Annotated in this window: 13 protein-coding genes and 3 pseudogenes; 7 read left to right on the top strand and 9 right to left on the bottom strand. The window is 48.7% G+C overall.

Translation table 11 applies throughout. The features are described 5' to 3' along the window. Window positions 1-114: 114 nt before the first annotated feature. Window positions 115-576, bottom strand: coding sequence for an IS200/IS605 family transposase (gene tnpA / locus LJ046_RS06345; protein WP_002878426.1), 462 nt, complete (start codon window positions 574-576; stop codon window positions 115-117). A 66-nt stretch (window positions 577-642) separates the two neighbouring features. Here tnpA and LJ046_RS06350 point away from each other — a divergent pair, with 66 nt between their 5' ends. The 3 genes from LJ046_RS06350 (at window position 643) to LJ046_RS06360 (ending at window position 4,408) form a co-directional block, all read left to right on the top strand. Next, on the top strand, window positions 643-2,055 hold the full coding sequence (locus LJ046_RS06350; RefSeq protein ID WP_072557717.1) for an RNA-guided endonuclease InsQ/TnpB family protein: 1,413 nt from the start codon (window positions 643-645) through the stop codon (window positions 2,053-2,055). Window positions 2,056-2,397: 342 nt separating this feature from the next. After that, the gene (locus LJ046_RS06355; protein WP_002879161.1) at window positions 2,398-3,279 is read left to right on the top strand and encodes a DegV family protein; all 882 of its coding nucleotides are present in this window, start codon (window positions 2,398-2,400) and stop codon (window positions 3,277-3,279) included. Between the two features lie 55 nt (window positions 3,280-3,334). Then, entirely contained in the window at window positions 3,335-4,408 is a 1,074-nt protein-coding gene (locus tag LJ046_RS06360) for a hypothetical protein (RefSeq protein ID WP_002879162.1), read from the top strand. A gap of 54 nt (window positions 4,409-4,462) precedes the next feature. On the opposite strand, the gene LJ046_RS06365 is transcribed toward LJ046_RS06360, so the two are convergent. The 3 genes and pseudogenes from LJ046_RS06365 to serC all read right to left on the bottom strand — a co-directional run bounded on the left by LJ046_RS06365 (window position 4,463) and on the right by serC (window position 7,856). Continuing rightward, window positions 4,463-5,374: an EamA family transporter gene (locus tag LJ046_RS06365; protein ID WP_002879163.1), complete on the bottom strand. Its 912-nt coding sequence runs from the start codon at window positions 5,372-5,374 to the stop codon at window positions 4,463-4,465. 200 nt (window positions 5,375-5,574) lie between these two features. After that, window positions 5,575-6,755 (bottom strand): annotated as a pseudogene (locus LJ046_RS06370) (3-phosphoglycerate dehydrogenase family protein). A gap of 18 nt (window positions 6,756-6,773) precedes the next feature. Next, window positions 6,774-7,856 carry a 3-phosphoserine/phosphohydroxythreonine transaminase gene (gene serC / locus LJ046_RS06375; protein ID WP_002879167.1) on the bottom strand — a complete coding sequence of 361 codons (1,083 nt, stop codon included), beginning with the start codon at window positions 7,854-7,856 and terminating at the stop codon, window positions 6,774-6,776. 343 nt (window positions 7,857-8,199) lie between these two features. Between serC and LJ046_RS06380 the strand changes: the two genes are divergently transcribed. Beyond that, the gene (locus LJ046_RS06380) at window positions 8,200-8,823 is read left to right on the top strand and encodes a histidine phosphatase family protein (RefSeq protein WP_002879168.1); all 624 of its coding nucleotides are present in this window, start codon (window positions 8,200-8,202) and stop codon (window positions 8,821-8,823) included. 58 nt (window positions 8,824-8,881) lie between these two features. Here LJ046_RS06380 and LJ046_RS06385 read toward each other — a convergent pair. The 3 genes and pseudogenes from LJ046_RS06385 to LJ046_RS06395 all read right to left on the bottom strand — a co-directional run. Then, window positions 8,882-9,223, bottom strand: a pseudogene (locus LJ046_RS06385) (FtsX-like permease family protein); the annotation flags it as partial. Window position 9,224: 1 nt separating this feature from the next. Continuing rightward, window positions 9,225-9,320 (bottom strand): annotated as a pseudogene (locus tag LJ046_RS10400) (ABC transporter ATP-binding protein); the annotation flags it as partial. A 96-nt stretch (window positions 9,321-9,416) separates the two neighbouring features. Then, window positions 9,417-9,935 (bottom strand): nitroreductase family protein, encoded by a 519-nt coding sequence (locus LJ046_RS06395; RefSeq protein WP_002879170.1) that lies wholly within the window; start codon window positions 9,933-9,935, stop codon window positions 9,417-9,419. Window positions 9,936-10,338: 403 nt separating this feature from the next. On the opposite strand from LJ046_RS06395, the gene LJ046_RS06400 reads away from it, so the two are divergent. Both LJ046_RS06400 and LJ046_RS06405 read left to right on the top strand, forming a co-directional pair. Next, window positions 10,339-11,349: an aspartate carbamoyltransferase catalytic subunit gene (locus LJ046_RS06400; protein ID WP_002879171.1), complete on the top strand. Its 1,011-nt coding sequence runs from the start codon at window positions 10,339-10,341 to the stop codon at window positions 11,347-11,349. Continuing rightward, window positions 11,349-12,632, top strand: a complete 1,284-nt coding sequence (locus LJ046_RS06405) for a dihydroorotase (protein ID WP_002879172.1) — start codon at window positions 11,349-11,351, stop codon at window positions 12,630-12,632. Before LJ046_RS06400 ends, LJ046_RS06405 begins: the two co-directional genes overlap by 1 nt. A gap of 75 nt (window positions 12,633-12,707) precedes the next feature. Here LJ046_RS06405 and LJ046_RS06410 read toward each other — a convergent pair whose 3' ends face one another. Together LJ046_RS06410 and xerS are read right to left on the bottom strand one after the other, a co-directional pair. Beyond that, on the bottom strand, window positions 12,708-13,757 hold the full coding sequence (locus tag LJ046_RS06410) for an IS30-like element ISL7 family transposase (protein WP_002878880.1): 1,050 nt from the start codon (window positions 13,755-13,757) through the stop codon (window positions 12,708-12,710). A gap of 195 nt (window positions 13,758-13,952) precedes the next feature. Beyond that, window positions 13,953-15,029: a tyrosine recombinase XerS gene (xerS, locus tag LJ046_RS06415; RefSeq protein WP_002878488.1), complete on the bottom strand. Its 1,077-nt coding sequence runs from the start codon at window positions 15,027-15,029 to the stop codon at window positions 13,953-13,955. Between the two features lie 232 nt (window positions 15,030-15,261). Here xerS and LJ046_RS06420 point away from each other — a divergent pair, with 232 nt between their 5' ends. Further along, the gene (locus LJ046_RS06420; RefSeq protein ID WP_002878489.1) at window positions 15,262-16,410 is read left to right on the top strand and encodes a glycerate kinase family protein; all 1,149 of its coding nucleotides are present in this window, start codon (window positions 15,262-15,264) and stop codon (window positions 16,408-16,410) included. The last annotated feature ends 99 nt before the right edge of the window (window positions 16,411-16,509 follow it).

The raw sequence follows: 16,509 nt of genomic DNA on the forward strand, positions 1-16,509 counted from the left end.
AACCTATTTTATCATAAAGTGGTGGCTTTATCGGATATCTTGATTAAAAAGCGTGCTTGACTCGTGTCTTTAGACATGAGTCAAGCACGCAAAAACGCCCCAATGGGGCGTTTTTTAGTTTCTCTTTCTTCTCTTTCTTTCCAACTCGCCATACTTGCCATTCTGCTGTTTTTTCATGGCTGCCGTGTACTGAGATGCAATGTAATTTTTAACGACTTCTTTGCTCATGTCACCTAAGGTGCTCATAAAATAGCTTGGTGACCAGAGGTGGCCGCCCCACAGCATCTGCTTAGTTTTCGGGTGCAGCTCGAACCATTTCCGGGCTGTCCAGCCTTTCAGCCCTTTAACTACGTCTACGGGCCTCTGTTTTGGCGAAAATGAAATAAGCATGTGAACGTGATCGGGCATTACTTCCATTTCCTGGATCTGGATGTCCGACATATCCGCTCTTTTTTGGAGCAGCCCTTTCATTTCTTCAACCTTTTCTGGGCTATCAAAGACTTCTTTCCGGTACTTGGTCACGAAAACTAGATGGAAATTGAAGTTATAAACGCAGCCTCTTTCATGGACGATCATAGTGTATGCCACCTTTCTTTGTTGTATAATTATAGCATAAAGTAGGACGAAAGAAGGTGTGCATCTGTGTCTAATGAAGAAAAGTATGGATTTACCAGACAATACCATGTGTTGCTGACTGACAAGCAAAAAATCCAGCATGAGAAAGCGTTGAAAACTCAGAATGCTTTGTTTCAGTACGCTTTAAAGTATCTCTTTAAGACTTATAGCATTAAGCATATCGGACGCCCTATGCCATTTAGCCAAAAGCCCATTCAGTACCTACTTAACAAAATTAAAACTGGCTTCATCAAGGACAAGTACGGCTTGGCACGTTGGAAGAAGTCAGTGCTGTTTTTGTCGTCTCATTCAGCCGATGAGTTTCTCAAGACCGTCTACACCAACTTCTCACAGTATCGCAAGCGCTTGGTGAAAGCAGACAAGAGCATGGACGAGAAGGCTCGCTATAACTTCAAGATGAACGTAACTAAAGATAAGTACGGCAAGCACAAGAACCAGCTCCACAAATCTTGGTACCGCAAGGGATCGATCAACTTTTTGAGAAACAGCGCAAGCTTTAGAACCATTACCTCACAAAAGCTTCCAGAAGATTCTAAAGGAGGCATCAGAATTGAGGACAAGCATACAGACAACCACACCTTCTTAACAATAGCCGACTTTGGTACTGTCGAAGTCATTGAAGACTTGTCCGAATTAAACTTGAAGGACATTGCTTTGACAAAGATAAAGAAGCTTCCAGATGGTTCTTACAGACTGCAGCTGACCTTTTCTCTGCCCCGCAAGAAGCAGAAGTCAAAAACTATTCAAGGCTTTGACTGGAACATGGCTGGTAATGAGGCTTTTTGCTCATCAGACGGCAAGCGGATCAAGGTATCAGACGCCGCAATCAAGCGAGCTGACGAGTATGAGCAGAAGATCAATGCAATTAAGTCAGCGCGTGATCTGGAAGGAAATGCCCACGGGCAAAGCAAGCTGTATCGCAAGCTTGACCGCAGACAGCAGAAGCTGAATGCAAAGCGCTCGAACATGCTTACCAACGAATACCGCCATCTGGTACACGAAGTAGTCGATGACTGCGACACGATCGTCGTTGAGAAATTGGATGCCTATGAGATGCGCAAGCGTGGAAAAGGCTCTGCTCAAAGCAAAGGCATCAATCGCAGACTGGCGGTCCTTAAGCCATATGAGCTGATGACTATTTTAGAGTCGCTTGTAAAGAAGCAGAACAAGAGGCTTGTCAAAGTGGATTCATTTTGGACAAGCAAGGCATGCCACGACTGCGGATACATCAACAAAGATCTCAAAGTTGGTCAGAAAGAATGGCAGTGTCCAAGCTGCAAGAAGACGGTAGACAGGGATTTAAACGCGGCAAGAAACATATTAGATTGGGGGATTCATCCAGAGCATCACGCAAAGCTGAAGAAAGCGGCCGAAGAAGGGAAAAATCTTAGCCCTTCGTCACTGGTGACGGAAGTCTAAGATTAAAGCACTAAAAACAGCCCGGGCGAAACGGAACAATCGTCCTTAGCACTAGACGGTGTTATCTGCGTAATCTTCTGAGCGAGTCAAAACGAAGACGAGATGACATTGGGCAGTTGTGAAACTAACCTAAACACTCTGAGTACTTCTAAGAGTTGTCGATCTTACGTGTAATGTGCTGGGTGGCCCCCAGATTCCTGCGACTTTAGTCGTAGGAGGTTCAATATAGGGATGCAGATAATTATTCTATATGCAAACAGGCATGATCAAGATTCTTCTAGTTTAGCTGGGGCAAGTATGCTATAATTTTCATGTTAAAACGTTAAATACGGAAGGTTTAATATGAAGATCGCATTAGTTACCGACAGTACGGCCAATTTGTCCGCAGCCGAAATTGAAAAGTATAATATCAAGGTCATTCCTATTCCGATTTACATCGATGACAAGGAATACCTGGAAGGAATCAACATCACTTCTGAAGAGCTTTTTGAATCGCAGCGGAGTGGCTCCAGCTTCCCGACCACTTCCCAGCCGAAGATGGGGGACCTCATCACGACTTTTGACAACTTCAAGGATGAGGGTTACGACGCGATCATCTACATTTGCCTCTCCAGCGGGATTTCAGGTTCCTACAGCACCTTGATGGGGATCGCGCAAAGCAACCCGGACTACCACCTGTACCCGTTTGACTCACAAATTACTGTTCGCCTGCAGGGTTACCAAGTTCTGGCAGCAGCTAAGATGATCGAAAAGGATAGCTACAGTCCGGAAGAGATCATCGCCAAGCTGGCTGAAATCAGGTCAACTGTCGACGAACTCTTTATCGTTGATGACTTGAACAACTTGTGCCGGGGCGGCCGTTTGAGCAATGCCAGCGCCTTTATCGGGTCACTCTTGAACATCAAGCCTTTGCTGACTTTCAACGATGAAGCTAAGATCGTGGCTTACGACAAGGTGCGGTCAATGAAGCGGGCAGTTAAGAAGATCGAACAAGAAGCCCTGGAAAAGATCAAGTCATTGGACATCCCAGAAGACAAGCTGCGGATCTTGATCATTCAGTCAAATGACGCCGCGCAAGCTGAAGAAGTCATGAACTACCTCAAGGCTGAAGTGCCAAAGGCTGTCTTTGAAATGGACGAATTTAGCCCGGTTATCGCGACTTACCTGGGGGAAAAGTCAATCGGCATCACTTGGATGATTGACGTTGAACAGATGGAATTCTAGTTTTTTAGAATTCAGAATTTGCTGTGTTCAGTAAAAGAAGAAAGAAATTTGGAAAATGAGAATCAAAAAGTGGGCCGTTATGGCCCTTTTTTGCGGTATTTTTTTGACGGGCTGCAGCAAGCAGACCGCTTCAAAAGAGGCAAGCAATAGTTCAAATAAAAGCAGTCAGAGCAGCAAGTCTAGCGTTAAAAAGGCCAGCAAAGCTTCGTCAAGTTCAGCTAAAGCAGTAAAACTTGATGCGGCAAAACTGACGCCGCAGGAAAGCGGCAGCTTGATTACGCTCTACTGTGCTGACCGCTTTGGCGGAGAATGGTCTAATTTGCTTCAAGCAGGGCAGAATGGCTCTTTGACTATTACCCTGCACAAGACCAGCGACTACGAATTTAAGCAGCCGGGCAGCGGCTATGCTTATGAAGCCGCGGCGTCCGGACAAACAGGGACGACCTATTATACTCTTAGCGGAAGCACTTTTTACTTCTACCAAGGAGTAAAAGTAGCAGGCAGTGGCAGCTTTTTGGGCCAGGCAACTAAGCAGGAAATGGCTGACTATATCGTTAAAAAAGGCCAGCTGGCTGAATTCAAGCAGCTGGCCAAGAAGGTCGAGATCGTGGATAAATCTGGACAAACTCAGCGCCTGTCTGAAGGGCGGAGCGGCTACTTTACCATCCCCGCGGAAATGCAGGGAACCTGGTATTCTGCAAGCAACTATGATGGTGAGACAACGCATTCTAAGTACGTCTTTGGCCAAAGTACAATTTTCATTCAAGACGACAAGCATAATAGAAAGGGGCACACTACTACCCTGTACACTCGGGCAGCTAATTATAAAGCACCAGATTATCCATCCGAAGAACAAATAAAAAAGGCAGAAGGCTGGGGCTTGCCGAAAATAGTTCAGTATAAAGGAATTAACTACCTAAACGTCATGGGCTGGTACCAAGGCGCCGGTGATGGTGAATATTTTGCCGTGCATACTGAAAATATTGACGGAAATGATGTCCAAGTTTTGATATGTGCAGGCGGTGCTGGCATCTGGGTTGATGGGATTGCCTACCGCAGCCAAGCGATGGCAGAAAAGATGCAAGATCATCAATTCGATGATTTGAATTACTCTGATTCGGACAATTAAATATAACCGAAAACTAAAGCAAAACAGCGCCAGCAGGAAAATCTGCTGACGCTGTTATTTTTCAACCCGGGCTTTGATTTTGCTCCGCGGGGTCCAATTGAGGGCGAGTACGGCAAAAATAATCATCACAGATGCCGCATAATCCATCATTTGCGGCTGAAAGTGAAAGACGATGATGGAGCCAATCATGGAGGCCAGCGGTTCAAAGGCATCCATAAAGGCGACCGTCATCCCTGAAATATGGCCTAAAGCATGGTTTTGCCAAAGCGTCGGGATGATCGTGCCCATAACGATGACGACTGACAGGTTGAGATAGACGGTCGGTGAACTCGGCAGGCTGGGCCAGACTGGATGAATTGCCGTCAAAATCAAACCGGAGATAAGCAGGCCCCAGCCAGTAACTGAAATAGTGGACTGCCTGGTCACCAGGGCTTGGGGAAGCAAGCTGTTGGCCGCTGCCCCAACCGCTGACATAATGCCAAAAAGAAGGGTAAGAGGCGCGATCCTAAGGTCATGGATATTGCCATGCGTTGACAGGAGAAAGACTCCGCCAAAAGCAAGCAGGCTGGCCGCGACATCAAACGGCCGCAGAGCCTCTTGCTTAGTCAAAGTCAGATAGGCCAAAATAAAGAAGGGACCGATAAACTGAATGACCGTCGCGATTGCCGCGTTAGCCTGGGCTACTACCAAAAAGAAGCAGTACTGGAAGGGCAGAACGCCGATAACTGCATATGCCAGAAGCTGAACCGCGCTCTTCTTGTCTTTCCATACCTGCCAGGGATGCTTGCCTGTCAGCTGGGCCACAGTTAACAGGATCAAGCCTGAGCAAACCTGCCGCATTTGCGTAACCCAAATCGGCGTGATGCGGGGGTCCAAGTTAAAGAGGCCCTTGGCAAAGAGGCCAGAAATACCCCATAGGATGCAGGCAGCAGCTGCCAGGCCAGCCCACTTGCTGTTTGATTTCATCTTTTCTTTCTAACTTTCTTTCTCTCTAGATATAGATTTCATCATTATTCGCATATTTTCAGAAAACAACCTTGTCTATTTTACCACACTGCTGGCAGGACTCTTCAACAAAGTAAAAAAATGCCCTGGAAGTCGCGATCAACAACTTCCAGGGTTTGTTTCAAATGGTAAGGATAGAGAGTCAAAGTTTAAAAAATCAGCTATTTCTTGTGAGTCAAGATTCTGACGCGGGTAACAGCCGGGATCTGTTCCAGGTTGAGCACCACCTCGTCTTGGGTCGCCTGGTCGATCTCATCGATGTCGATCATGGTGTAGGCGTACTTGTCCTTGGCCTTGTTGACCAAGTTTTCAATGTTGATGCCACGGCCAGCCAGGTGGGTTGAGATCTGCACGATCATGTTTGGAATGTTCTTGTGAATCAAAGTGATCCGGTGGTCGCTTTCAAACGGTGCTGACACGTTCGGCAGGTTGACTGAGTTGATAATGTTCCCAGTTTCCAAAAATTCGATGGTTTGCTTTGCTTTGCCGCCATCCGGGCACAGTTGATTTCCGCTTCAATCGTTGATCCGCCGATGTGGGGCATGATGACGATGTCATTGTTGTGCAAAATCGTGGCATCACTGAAGTCGGTGTAGTACTTGCCCAAGCGGTGTTCTGCCAAGGCTTCAACGACAGCCTTGTTGTCAACGATCCCCAAGCGGGCAAAATTGAGCAAGATAGTGTTTGGCTTCATCTGCGCGATCTTGGCGTCAGCAATCAAACCGGTCGTCTCCTCGTTCTTTGGCACGTGGACGGTCACAAAGTCCGCGTCCTTAACGGCGTCAGCGATGCTGGTGGCTCGCTTGATATGGTCTGACAAGCGCCATGCGGCTTCAACCGTCAAGTATGGGTCATAGCCGACAACCTTCATCCCTAAATCAAGGCAGGCATTGGCTACCAGTGAGCCGATGTGGCCCAAACCAATCACGGCCACCGTCTTGCCCAGCAATTCTGTTCCGTTGAAGCTGGTCTTTTCCTTTTCCGTCCGCAGGGTGATGTCCGCGCCCGGCTTGGCGTTAGCTGACCAGTTGGCGGCAGCCACGATGTTCCGGCTGGCGATGATCATAGAAGCCAGTACCAATTCCTTAACGGCGTTGGCGTTGCCGCCTGGAGTGTTGAAGACCACAGTCCCATTTTCCAGAGCCTTGTCCAAAGGCACGTTGTTGTAGCCGGCCCCGCAGCGGGCTATGGCCTTCAAATTCTTGGGAAATTCATGGTCATGGAGGTCAACTGATCTGATTAGGTAGGCATCTGGATTGTCAGTTTGGTTGATCCGGTAGTTGTCGCCGAATTCGGCTAAACCTTCTTTAGCAATGGCATTGTAAGTTTTAATTTGGTACATGGGGAATCCTTTCAAAAATTAGTGCTTGGCGTCAAAATCCTTAATAAAGTCACAGAGGGCCTGAACCCCTTCCAGCGGCATGGCGTTGTAGATGCTTGCCCGCATCCCACCAACCAGGCGGTGGCCTTTCAAGTTGAGCAGCTGGTGGGCGGTTGCCTCTTTGACAAACTCCGCGTCTAGGTCCGGGTCGCCGCTGACAAAAGGCACGTTCATAATTGACCGGCTGTCTGGATCAACCTTGCTCTCAAAATTCTTGGATTCAGCCAGGCAGTCATAAAGGAGGTTGGCCTTTTCTTGGTTGATGGCTTCAATACCGGCCACGCCGCCTTTTTCCTTAAGCCACTTAAGGGCCAGGCCAGCCACGTAAACCTGGAAGACTGGCGGGGTGTTCAAGGCTGATTCCTTCTTGGCTTCAGTAGCAAAGTCAAAGAGGCCAGGCAGGTCGTCATGCTTGACCAATAGGTCCTTTCTGATGACCAAAACAGTCAATCCGGCAGGGGCCAGGTTCTTCTGTGCCCCGGCGTAGATAACAGCGAATTTGCTGTAGTCGTATTCCTGGCCCAGGAAATTGGAGGACATGTCAGCTACCAGAGGGATGTCGGTCTTAGGAATTTGGTCGTCTCTGTAGGCCGTCCCCATAATAGTGTTGTTGGTCGTGATGTGGAGGTAGTCGTAGTCTTGATCAAATTCAGTCGGGATTTCCGGAACAGCAGTGTAATTGTTGTCCTTGGAGCTAGCGATGATGTCAACGGTTAGGCCTGGTACTTTATCCGCGTCTTCTGCTGCTCTTTGGGCCCAGTGACCACTGTCCACGACCGCAATCCGGTGGTACTTGCGGGCCAGGTTCAAAGGAATTGTGGTGAATTGCTGGGTTGCCCCGCCGGTCAAGAAGAGGACGTCGTATTCTGCCTGGTCCAGCTTCATAAGTTCCAAGAGGTTGGCCTTGGTTTCCGCGTAGAGCTCCTTGTAAAGGGCTGACCGGTGGGAGATTTCCATGACGCTCATGCCGCTGTGGGCATAATCTGGCAAGTCTTGTTTGATTTGGGCAATGACTTCGACCGGCAGCATGGCTAGACCAGCCGCGAAGTTGTGGCATGTCATAAGTAAAGAATTCCTTTCCGAAAAAACAAAGGGCACCCACCTTGCGTGAGTGCCCTTTGCCATGAGATGTTATGTTGGAGTTGTTGTTTCGGCCTCACTGTTTTAAACTGTGCTGAAGGCCATCACAAATCGCAGCCTTCTTAAGTGGAAGAAGACTGGGAGGAGGAAAAAAGTTTGTTTTGCATTTGAATTGTCTGTAAAGTAAACATTTTTTCGCTCCTTTCGTGTGATTAATTTTATTATAAGTACAAAATTAGAAATGTCAACACAATTTTAATTTCGGTATAATATTTCTTAGCAAAGAAAAGAGAAAAAGAAAGTCTAGAAACAATGGAGGACCAGCATGACTACATTCTACTTTATCCGGCACGGGCAAACCTTTGCCAACAAGGCGGGCTTGAAGCAGGGGACCATCAATACCCCCAACACCTACTTGACCGACCTGGGCAAGGAGCAGGCGCAAAAACTGGCTGACCAGTTCGATATCAGCAATTTCGACCGCTTTTTCGTTTCCCCCTTGGTCAGAACCAAGCAGACAGCCGAAATTTTGAACAAGAAGGCCGGCCTGCCGGTTGAAACGGACGACCGCCTGCTGGAGATTTCCTACGGGGACTGGGATGGGCAAAAGAACAGCGAATTGATGGCTGAATACCCGAATTACTTTTCTCCCCTGGTCAATGACGTGACGGAAGACTACGTGCAGGCAGCCCCAAAGGCGGAAAGCTTTGCCCATGTGGAAATGCGGACCGCTGAATTCGTGGAGGAAATCAGCCAAAAGTATCCAGAAGACCAGATCGTGGTAGTGACCCACGGCTTCACGGTCAGATCTTTTGCCATTAATGCCACGGGCGGCCAGGGCCTGCAGATCCTGGAACCAGACAACTGCTCCGTCACCAAGATCCTCGTTGACCCCCTGTCATTTAAGCAGCACCTGGTCTACTACAACCGGACAGTGACTGCTTTTTAGCAATATTTATTAGATATAGAAAAACGGAACCGCTTGGTTCCGTTCTTTTATTTGCTCTTTAATCGACGGACTTTAAAGCATCCAGCATGTTGACGGACTTGATCTTCTTGTGCATGATCAAGGCGACTAAAGCAGTGATCGCGGCCGGAATTAAGGCTGAATAGAGCAAGTTGCTGATCTTCATCGCCGGGTCAAACATGGCGTTGTCTGGCGGCAGGCTGGTGATGATGAAGGTGTGCAGGCCGATCCCGGCCAGGTAGCCGCAGAGGATACCGATAATGGAGAGGATAATCGTTCCCCGGTAAATGTAGAGGGTGGTTTCCTGGTCAAAGAAGCCGAGCACGCCGAACACCTTGATGGTCGACAGCTCTCTGATCCTTTCCTCAACATTGATGTTGGACTTTTTCAATCATGAAGTTGATGTCCCGGTTGGCGTAAACTGTCGTGTCACCGGACTGGTAAATTTTTGTATTATGCTTCACTTCAATAAGTGCCATGATAGCTTACTTTAGCCATAAAAAAGAGCGTGCCGGAAAATGGCCACGCTCTTACAAGTTGCTGACAAATTTAATGATGAGAGCAACTCTTGCCTGTTAAATTTCGTTGATGCCGATCCGGTCCAGCTTCTGGTCGCGGATAGTCAGTTCTTCTTCAGTTTCGCCGATACCAACTCCGCAGACCGGCATGAAGCCGGCTGGCAGGTCCAGCTTCATAACTGTTTCTGGGTGAGCGGCCAGAGCAGCTGCCGCGCCAAAGAGGTAGCAAGCCCCCAGGCCCTTGTTTTCAGCAGCCAGAACCATGTTGTGGGCAATAATCCCGGCACTGGCATAGGCCATCTCGTCCTGCTTCTTGGCAGAGACCAAAATCAAGGTCGGCACACCGTACAGGGGATGTGATTCCAGATCGCCAAACATCATGGCTGCTTCTTGGTCGATCTCCTTTAAAAGCTTTGGGTCATTAATGATCGTCAGCTGGTAGTTCTCGTATAAGCCGCGGGCTACTGGAGCCAGTTCAGCTGCTTCGATGATCTTCTTGACCTGCTTCTTGTCAGCCGGCTTGCCAGTATAAGTCCGGATTGACTTACGTGATTTCAACAATTTCGCAAACTTCATGGATGATTTTCCCTCCTGTCAATCTAACAAAACACATGTCTGTCGATTCCTTAGCTCAATTATACCGCAATCACTTCAGTAAGCGGTTGAAAATGGTTTTAAACTTTTTCTACAAAAATTCCCTGCTTTTTCGATAAAAAAGCTTGACTTAAAGGGCAAAAGTCTTTATAGTTAAGAAAACATATGAATGACCTTTAAATTTAGTCCCGTGAGGCTAAGAAGGCAGCTCAAAATCCATATATAAACAAGAAATTCTTGGCAAACATTCGAATTGACAGGAAGACCGGGGAGGAAGCTTTCCGGGCAGTTTAAGCAGACTTTGAGAGACCATTTTAGACACGGAGACTGAGTGTATAAAATGGTCTTTTTGCTTAAGTTATTTTCGAAAGGATGCCAAATCATCATGACCACTGTTAGCCAAAACCAAGTCGTTGTCGAAACTGAAGACAAGCAAGACAACTTGCTCCGTCTGCCTTACTTTGTCAGCGTTGAACAACTGAGCGCCGACGACGTGCTGCACCTGCTGCAAAGAGCCCAATACTTCAAGAACGGCGGGGAAGTACCAGCCTTGAGCCGGCCAATCTTCTGCACCAACATGTTCTTTGAAAACTCAACCCGGACCCACACCAGCTTTGAAGTTGCTGAAAGAAGGTTGGGCTTGACTGTAATCCCATTTGACCCATCCCACTCTTCAGTCAACAAGGGGGAAAACCTCTACGACACTGAACTGACCATGGCATCTCTAGGCATCGAACTCAGCGTGATCAGACACCCGGAAAACGCCTACTACAACGAAATCATCCACCCAAAGGAAGGCCAGCACCTGCAAATGGGCCTGGTTAACGCTGGTGACGGTTCCGGTCAGCACCCATCCCAAAGCATGCTGGACATGATGACCATCTACAACGAATTCGGCCACTTCGACGGCTTGAAGATCATGATCGTCGGTGACTTGACCAACTCCCGGGTTGCCCGGTCAAATATGGAAATCTTGAATACCCTGGGCGCGGACGTCTACTTCTCAGGTCCGGAATACTGGTACAACGCTGAGGAATTCAGCAAGTACGGCACTTATGTCAAGAACATTGACGATGAAATCCCAGAACTGGACGTCTTGATGCTGCTCAGAGTTCAGCACGAACGCCACAACGGGGCAGAAGCCAAGACTGAACAGCTCTTTGATGCCAAGGACTACAACGCTGCCTACGGCCTTAACCAACGCCGCTACGACATGCTTAAGGATGACGCCATCATCATGCACCCGGGCCCAATCAACCGCGGGGTTGAATGGGACGGTGACCTGGTTGAAGCACCTAAGTCCCGCTACGCTGTCCAAATGCACAACGGGGTCTTTGTCAGAATGGCCATGATTGAAGCTGTTCTGCGCGGACGTAAGTTGGGAGGCCTTGAATAATGGCCATTTTGCTGAAAAACGGCCTGGTTTACCAGGAAGGCGAATTCATCAACGAAGACGTCTTGATCTCCGGCAGCAAGATCCAGGCCATCGGCCTGGATCTGCCAGAAGAGGGTGCTGAAGTCTACGACTTAAAGGGCAAGCTCCTGGCACCTGGCTTAGTGGACATCCACGAACACTACAGAGAGCCGGGCTTTACCTACAAGGAAACCATCAAGACGGGGTCTGAAGCAGCGTCCCGGGGCGGTTTCACCACGGTATGCACCATGCCTAATGTTGACCCGGTCCCAGATGACCTGGAAACTTTTGAAAAGCAGGTTGCTTTAAACGAAGCCAACAGCTGCGTCCATCTCAAGCAATACGGGGCCATCACTGAAGACCTGACCAGTGACCAGGTGGTTGACATGGCGGCCTTGAAAGAAGCGGGGGCTTTTGCCTTCAGCAATGACGGCCACGGCATCCAGCAAGCCGGCACTATGTATGAAGCTATGCAGGAAGCTGCTAAGGTAGGCCTGGCCATCTGTGAGCACATCCAGGATGACTCTCTTTACCATCATGGGGTGATGAATGCCGGCAAGAAGGCGGAAGAACTCGGCCTGCCAGGCATCCTGGGGGTCAGTGAATCTGCACAATTGGCCAGAGACCTGGTTTTGGCCCAGGCTACCGGGGTTCACTACCATGCCTGCCATGTTTCTACCAAGGAAAGCGTGGAACTGATCCGGATCGCCAAGGAATACGGAATCAATGTAACCGCCGAAGCCGCACCTCACCACCTGCTTTTGAGCGAAGAAGAGATTGACGGCAACAACGGCTACTACAAGATGAACCCGCCGCTTAGATCAAAGGAAGACCAGTTTGCCTTGATTGAAGGAATGCTGGACGGGACGATCGACTTGATCGCGACTGACCATGCTCCGCACAGCCGGGAAGAAAAGGCCGGTGATATGCGGAAGGCTGCTTTTGGGATCATTGGCAATGAAACTGCTTTTGCCAGCCTTTACACCAAGTTCGTCAAGAGCGGGCAAATGGACCTGAGCCTGCTTTTGGACCTCATGAGCTACCAGCCAGCCAAGCTCTTTGGCCTGGATGCTGGTGTTCTGGCTCCAGGCAAGGAAGCCGACCTGGCCGTCTTTGACCTGGACCAGGCCGAAAAGCTTGCCGAAGAAGACTACTTGTCCAAGGGGGTTAACACACCTTTCACCGGCCAGGAAGTCTACGGCATGACCGCCTTGACTTTTGTCAGCGGCAAGCTGGTTTACAAGAGCAAGCACTTTGCCGACTAGGCAAATGGCAAAATAAAATTTTCGCCAATTGCAAGAATAAATTGAACACTTACCATAACATCTGGTAGATTTTGACTATCTACGCCGGTAAATGCGGTCAAGTTCGGTGTCAAAGTACTCTTCTGGAGTCTTGTAGTTTAAGATCTTCCGAGGAAGAGAGTTGCACCATACCTCGATCTTAGCAATATCTTCCACACTGTACTTATCCATACGGTCTCCCTTGGGAATATAGCGTCTGATAAGCCCGTTGTGCCGTTCTACGCTGCCTTTATCACAAGATGTATAAGGATGAGCGTAGTACACAAGAGTCTTGGAAACTTGCTCAAGATTGGATAGATCTGCGAACTCAGATCCGTTGTCAGTTGTGATAGACTTAAAGATTTGATTCCATTTGGATCCGTAGTACTCTCGAAGCTTATCAAATGCCTTCATAACGCTAGCTGAGGTCTTATCCTCAATCTTGATCATGAAGAACTGACGCGTCTTTCGTTCGCACAGAGTAAGCAACACATCGTCGTCCTTAGTCTTGTGTCCAAGAACCAGATCGCATTCCCAGTGGCCAAAGTCCTTACGGCTTTCGATTCTAGGACTACGTTCATCGATGCTTCGTCCCAGGATACGCTTGTTTACACGGGCACGACGAGTCTTAGTATTGCGCTTGACCTTCTCTGGAAGATCACCGTTCTTGATGTCCATTAGGCCCAAGTCAACGTAGTTATACAGAGTTTTGGTTGATACGACCTGATCTTTCTGGAAGATTCCCTTGGCCAAAGCATAACCCACGCAAGCATCAAGAGACCAGCCTTGATTATGAAAGCAGTGGGAAACATAGTCGATGAACTTATGTCTGCGAAGAAACAAGCTCTTGCGGCCGCATTCGCTTCTATGTAGTTCGTAAGTGCTTTGCCCTTCGACAGCTTTATACCGCCTCACATTGCCGGTATACAGGGATACTGTGCCTCTTTTGAGCTCATATCCGACCGTGCTTGGTGAGCAGTTAAGTTCTCTAGCTATAGCACGATTAGAGTAGCCCTTAGAGTGCAGCTCCTGGATTGTAGTCCGGTCGTTTAGCGTAAGGTGCTTGCCCTTTTGGTGTGGTTTAGTGTTAGAATAAGAATGATCCATTTTAACCTCTCTAGAAATGTTTGTGGTAATTCATATTCTACCAGATGGTTGAAATGGATTTTTTGTGCTCTAATCCAGTGAAAACGATTTTTCTTACTGGATCGGAACAGTGTTCAGTTTAATTTTACAATCGGCGAAAATAAAATTTTTACCACAGAAGAAAATAACTAGCAAAAGACGAAAATAAGTCCTTCTCTAATCAGAGGAGGACTTATTTTGTTTGGCGCTGGCATTGAGGGCGGCCCGTTGCTCTCTTTGGTCAACGTGGGTGTATAGGTCGGTGGCTGAGGTGCCTTTTTGCCCCAGTTGCTGGGCGACCATGACCTGGTCCTTGGTCGCCTGATAGAGTTCAGAAGCGACCGTGTGGCGGAGCTTGTGGGGGGTGAGCGGGTGGCCGAAGGCAGCAGAATACTTGCCAACCATTTTTTCGATGGCATTGGTCGTCATCCGCCGGCATTCCTGGTGGTAGCTGGTTAAGAAAAAGGCCTTGTTAGTGGCTGGGGCCTTGTAGCGGTCTGCCCGGATTGCCAGGTACTTTTCCAGGTAGGGGAGGGTCCAGTCAGCAACTGGCACTGAGTCTCTCTGTCCGCCCTTCCGGGTGATATCTAAAGTTGCCTCTTTTAAGTTGAGGTCCTTCATGTCAACCCCGGCGCATTCAGAAACCCGGATTCCCGTGCCTAAGATCAAAGCGATGACAGCCATGTCCCGTTCCTTGTTTTGCTTAAAAGAAGAAAGGGCGCGTCCACTGCAGAGGCCGGCAAATTTTTGGTCCAAAAAGTCCATGAACTGGTATTTCAAGTTGCCGGTGTACATGTGAGCTTCTAAGGCATGAGCCCGGTAGTTCAAGGTGCTTGTATAAGGAAGGGAATTGATCTTGAGCATGACATTGCGGTCAAAATAAGGCTCGCCATTGTTCTTGTCAGCCGTGATCGTCAAGTACTTGTACAAGGAGCGCAGGGCGTTGAGCGACCGGTTGACGGTCGTCGGGGAGTTGAGGTGGCCCTGCTTGTTCCTGCTGTGCTCCAGTTTATCCAGATAGAGCATGACATCGCTCCGGCTCAATTTTTCCAGGTCGCTTGGCAGCACTTGGCTGGGACTTTTCGCCTGGGTCAAATTTTCAGCGATCAGCCAGGAGAAAAAGCGGCGGATTTCCGTTAAGTACTGGTAGCTGGTGGTCAGAGAGTGCCTTGTTTCCAGCTGGTATTCCTTGACAAAGTCCGGCATCTGGGCCATTTCCCGGTCGATGAGGGAGAGGTATTTCTTGGTTTCCATATGACTCCTTATCCTTTCTCCAAAAAGTGGTTCTTGTACTCGTCTTCAATGATGGTCAGCATTTCTTCTAAGATGCTATAATTACCAATATTTTTCCGTTAGCTTAATTATACTAGAAAGAAGGCGAACCGACAGCTAGTTGATCAGTTGACTGTCTTTCAGCCAGGCGGCTTTTTGCTTGGAAAAGCGTTAAAATAGAGCTGACTATTGAAAAAATGAAAGAGGCAGAAAAATGCTCAAGTTTATTACAGCCAGCGACAGTTTCAAGGAAAGCTTGTCAGCCAAAGCGGCCTGCCAGGCTATGACCGATGGGATCAAGCGGGTCTTTCCCGAGGCCGAAGTCATCCAGGTTCCCATGGCCGATGGCGGGGAAGGGACGGTCGATGCAATCTTGTCCTGCATCCCCGGGGAAAAAGTGGAAAAGATGGGTACCGGTCCCGATGGCAAAAGGCTCTTGGCCAGCTATGGTCTGATCAATGACGGAGAATGCGCGGTGATCGAGACGGCAGCAGCCAGCGGCCTGGGCTTGCTTGCGAAAAAGGACCTCGATCCAATGACGGCAACTACTTTTGGGACCGGGGAGCTGCTGCTTGACGCGTTGAAGCGGGGCGTTAAAAAGATTATCGTGGGCTTAGGCGGCAGCGCGACTAACGATGGCGGTGCCGGCCTGGCTCAGGCTTTAGGGGTTAGGTTTTTAGATAAAAATGGCCAAGAGCTGCCTTTTGGCGGAGGAAGTTTAGACCAATTAGCCAGAATTGATACCAGCGGCTTGGCTTCCCGCTTAAAAGAAGTTGAAATCATTTTAGCTAGTGACGTGACCAATCCTTTGACCGGACCCAATGGAGCATCTGCGGTTTTCGGCCCGCAAAAAGGGGCGGACAAGGAGATGGTCCAGAAGCTTGACGCTAGACTTCACCATTATGCAGCCGTGATCAAGGAGCAAGTTGGGAAAGACGTAGAGAACGTTCCTGGTAGCGGGGCGGCTGGCGGCCTGGGAGCGGGCTTTTTGGCCTTCAGCAATTGCCAGATGCAGGCGGGCGCCCAGATCGTGATCGAGGAGAGCCATTTGGCGGAAAAGATGCGGGATGCTGACTATGTCTTTACGGGCGAAGGCGGGATTGACTTCCAGACTAAGTTCGGCAAGACACCCTATGCCGTGGCCCAAGTTGCCAAAAAGCTTGGCATACCGGTTTTTGCCCTGGCTGGCCAGGTCGGAGATGGAATTGACAGCTTATATGAAGCAGGCTTTACGGGGATTTTTGGCATCCTGCCAGGCATCTGCAGCTTGCCGGAAGCTTTAGCAGGCGGAGGAGATAATTTAGCCCGGACCAGTGAAAACGTAGCCCGGGTGCTTAAGGCCGCCAGAGTAAATTTACAGTAAAGGCTTACTATTAAGGAAAAATAGCATTTTTTGTCTTTCAGCTGATTATTTTCGCATATGCTCTGTAATTTTTTTAAAAGATTGTGATAATAAGAATAG

It is taken from the genome of Lactobacillus delbrueckii subsp. jakobsenii ZN7a-9 = DSM 26046 (genome assembly GCF_001888925.1).
GTDB lineage: Bacteria > Bacillota > Bacilli > Lactobacillales > Lactobacillaceae > Lactobacillus > Lactobacillus delbrueckii.

Excerpts from the sequence above, each read along its gene's own strand:
- LJ046_RS06355 (WP_002879161.1), top strand. The coding sequence starts at position 2,398 with ATGAAGATCGCATTAGTTACCGACAGTACGGCCAATTTGTCCGCAGCC.
- LJ046_RS06365 (WP_002879163.1), bottom strand. The coding sequence starts at position 5,374 with ATGAAATCAAACAGCAAGTGGGCTGGCCTGGCAGCTGCTGCCTGCATC.
- LJ046_RS06395 (WP_002879170.1), bottom strand. The coding sequence starts at position 9,935 with ATGAAGTTTGCGAAATTGTTGAAATCACGTAAGTCAATCCGGACTTAT.
- LJ046_RS06405 (WP_002879172.1), top strand. The coding sequence starts at position 11,349 with ATGGCCATTTTGCTGAAAAACGGCCTGGTTTACCAGGAAGGCGAATTC.
- LJ046_RS06360 (WP_002879162.1), top strand. The coding sequence starts at position 3,335 with ATGAGAATCAAAAAGTGGGCCGTTATGGCCCTTTTTTGCGGTATTTTT.
- tnpA (WP_002878426.1), bottom strand. The coding sequence starts at position 576 with ATGATCGTCCATGAAAGAGGCTGCGTTTATAACTTCAATTTCCATCTA.
- LJ046_RS06410 (WP_002878880.1), bottom strand. The coding sequence starts at position 13,757 with ATGGATCATTCTTATTCTAACACTAAACCACACCAAAAGGGCAAGCAC.
- LJ046_RS06400 (WP_002879171.1), top strand. The coding sequence starts at position 10,339 with ATGACCACTGTTAGCCAAAACCAAGTCGTTGTCGAAACTGAAGACAAG.
- LJ046_RS06380 (WP_002879168.1), top strand. The coding sequence starts at position 8,200 with ATGACTACATTCTACTTTATCCGGCACGGGCAAACCTTTGCCAACAAG.
- serC (WP_002879167.1), bottom strand. The coding sequence starts at position 7,856 with ATGACATGCCACAACTTCGCGGCTGGTCTAGCCATGCTGCCGGTCGAA.
- xerS (WP_002878488.1), bottom strand. The coding sequence starts at position 15,029 with ATGGAAACCAAGAAATACCTCTCCCTCATCGACCGGGAAATGGCCCAG.
- LJ046_RS06420 (WP_002878489.1), top strand. The coding sequence starts at position 15,262 with ATGCTCAAGTTTATTACAGCCAGCGACAGTTTCAAGGAAAGCTTGTCA.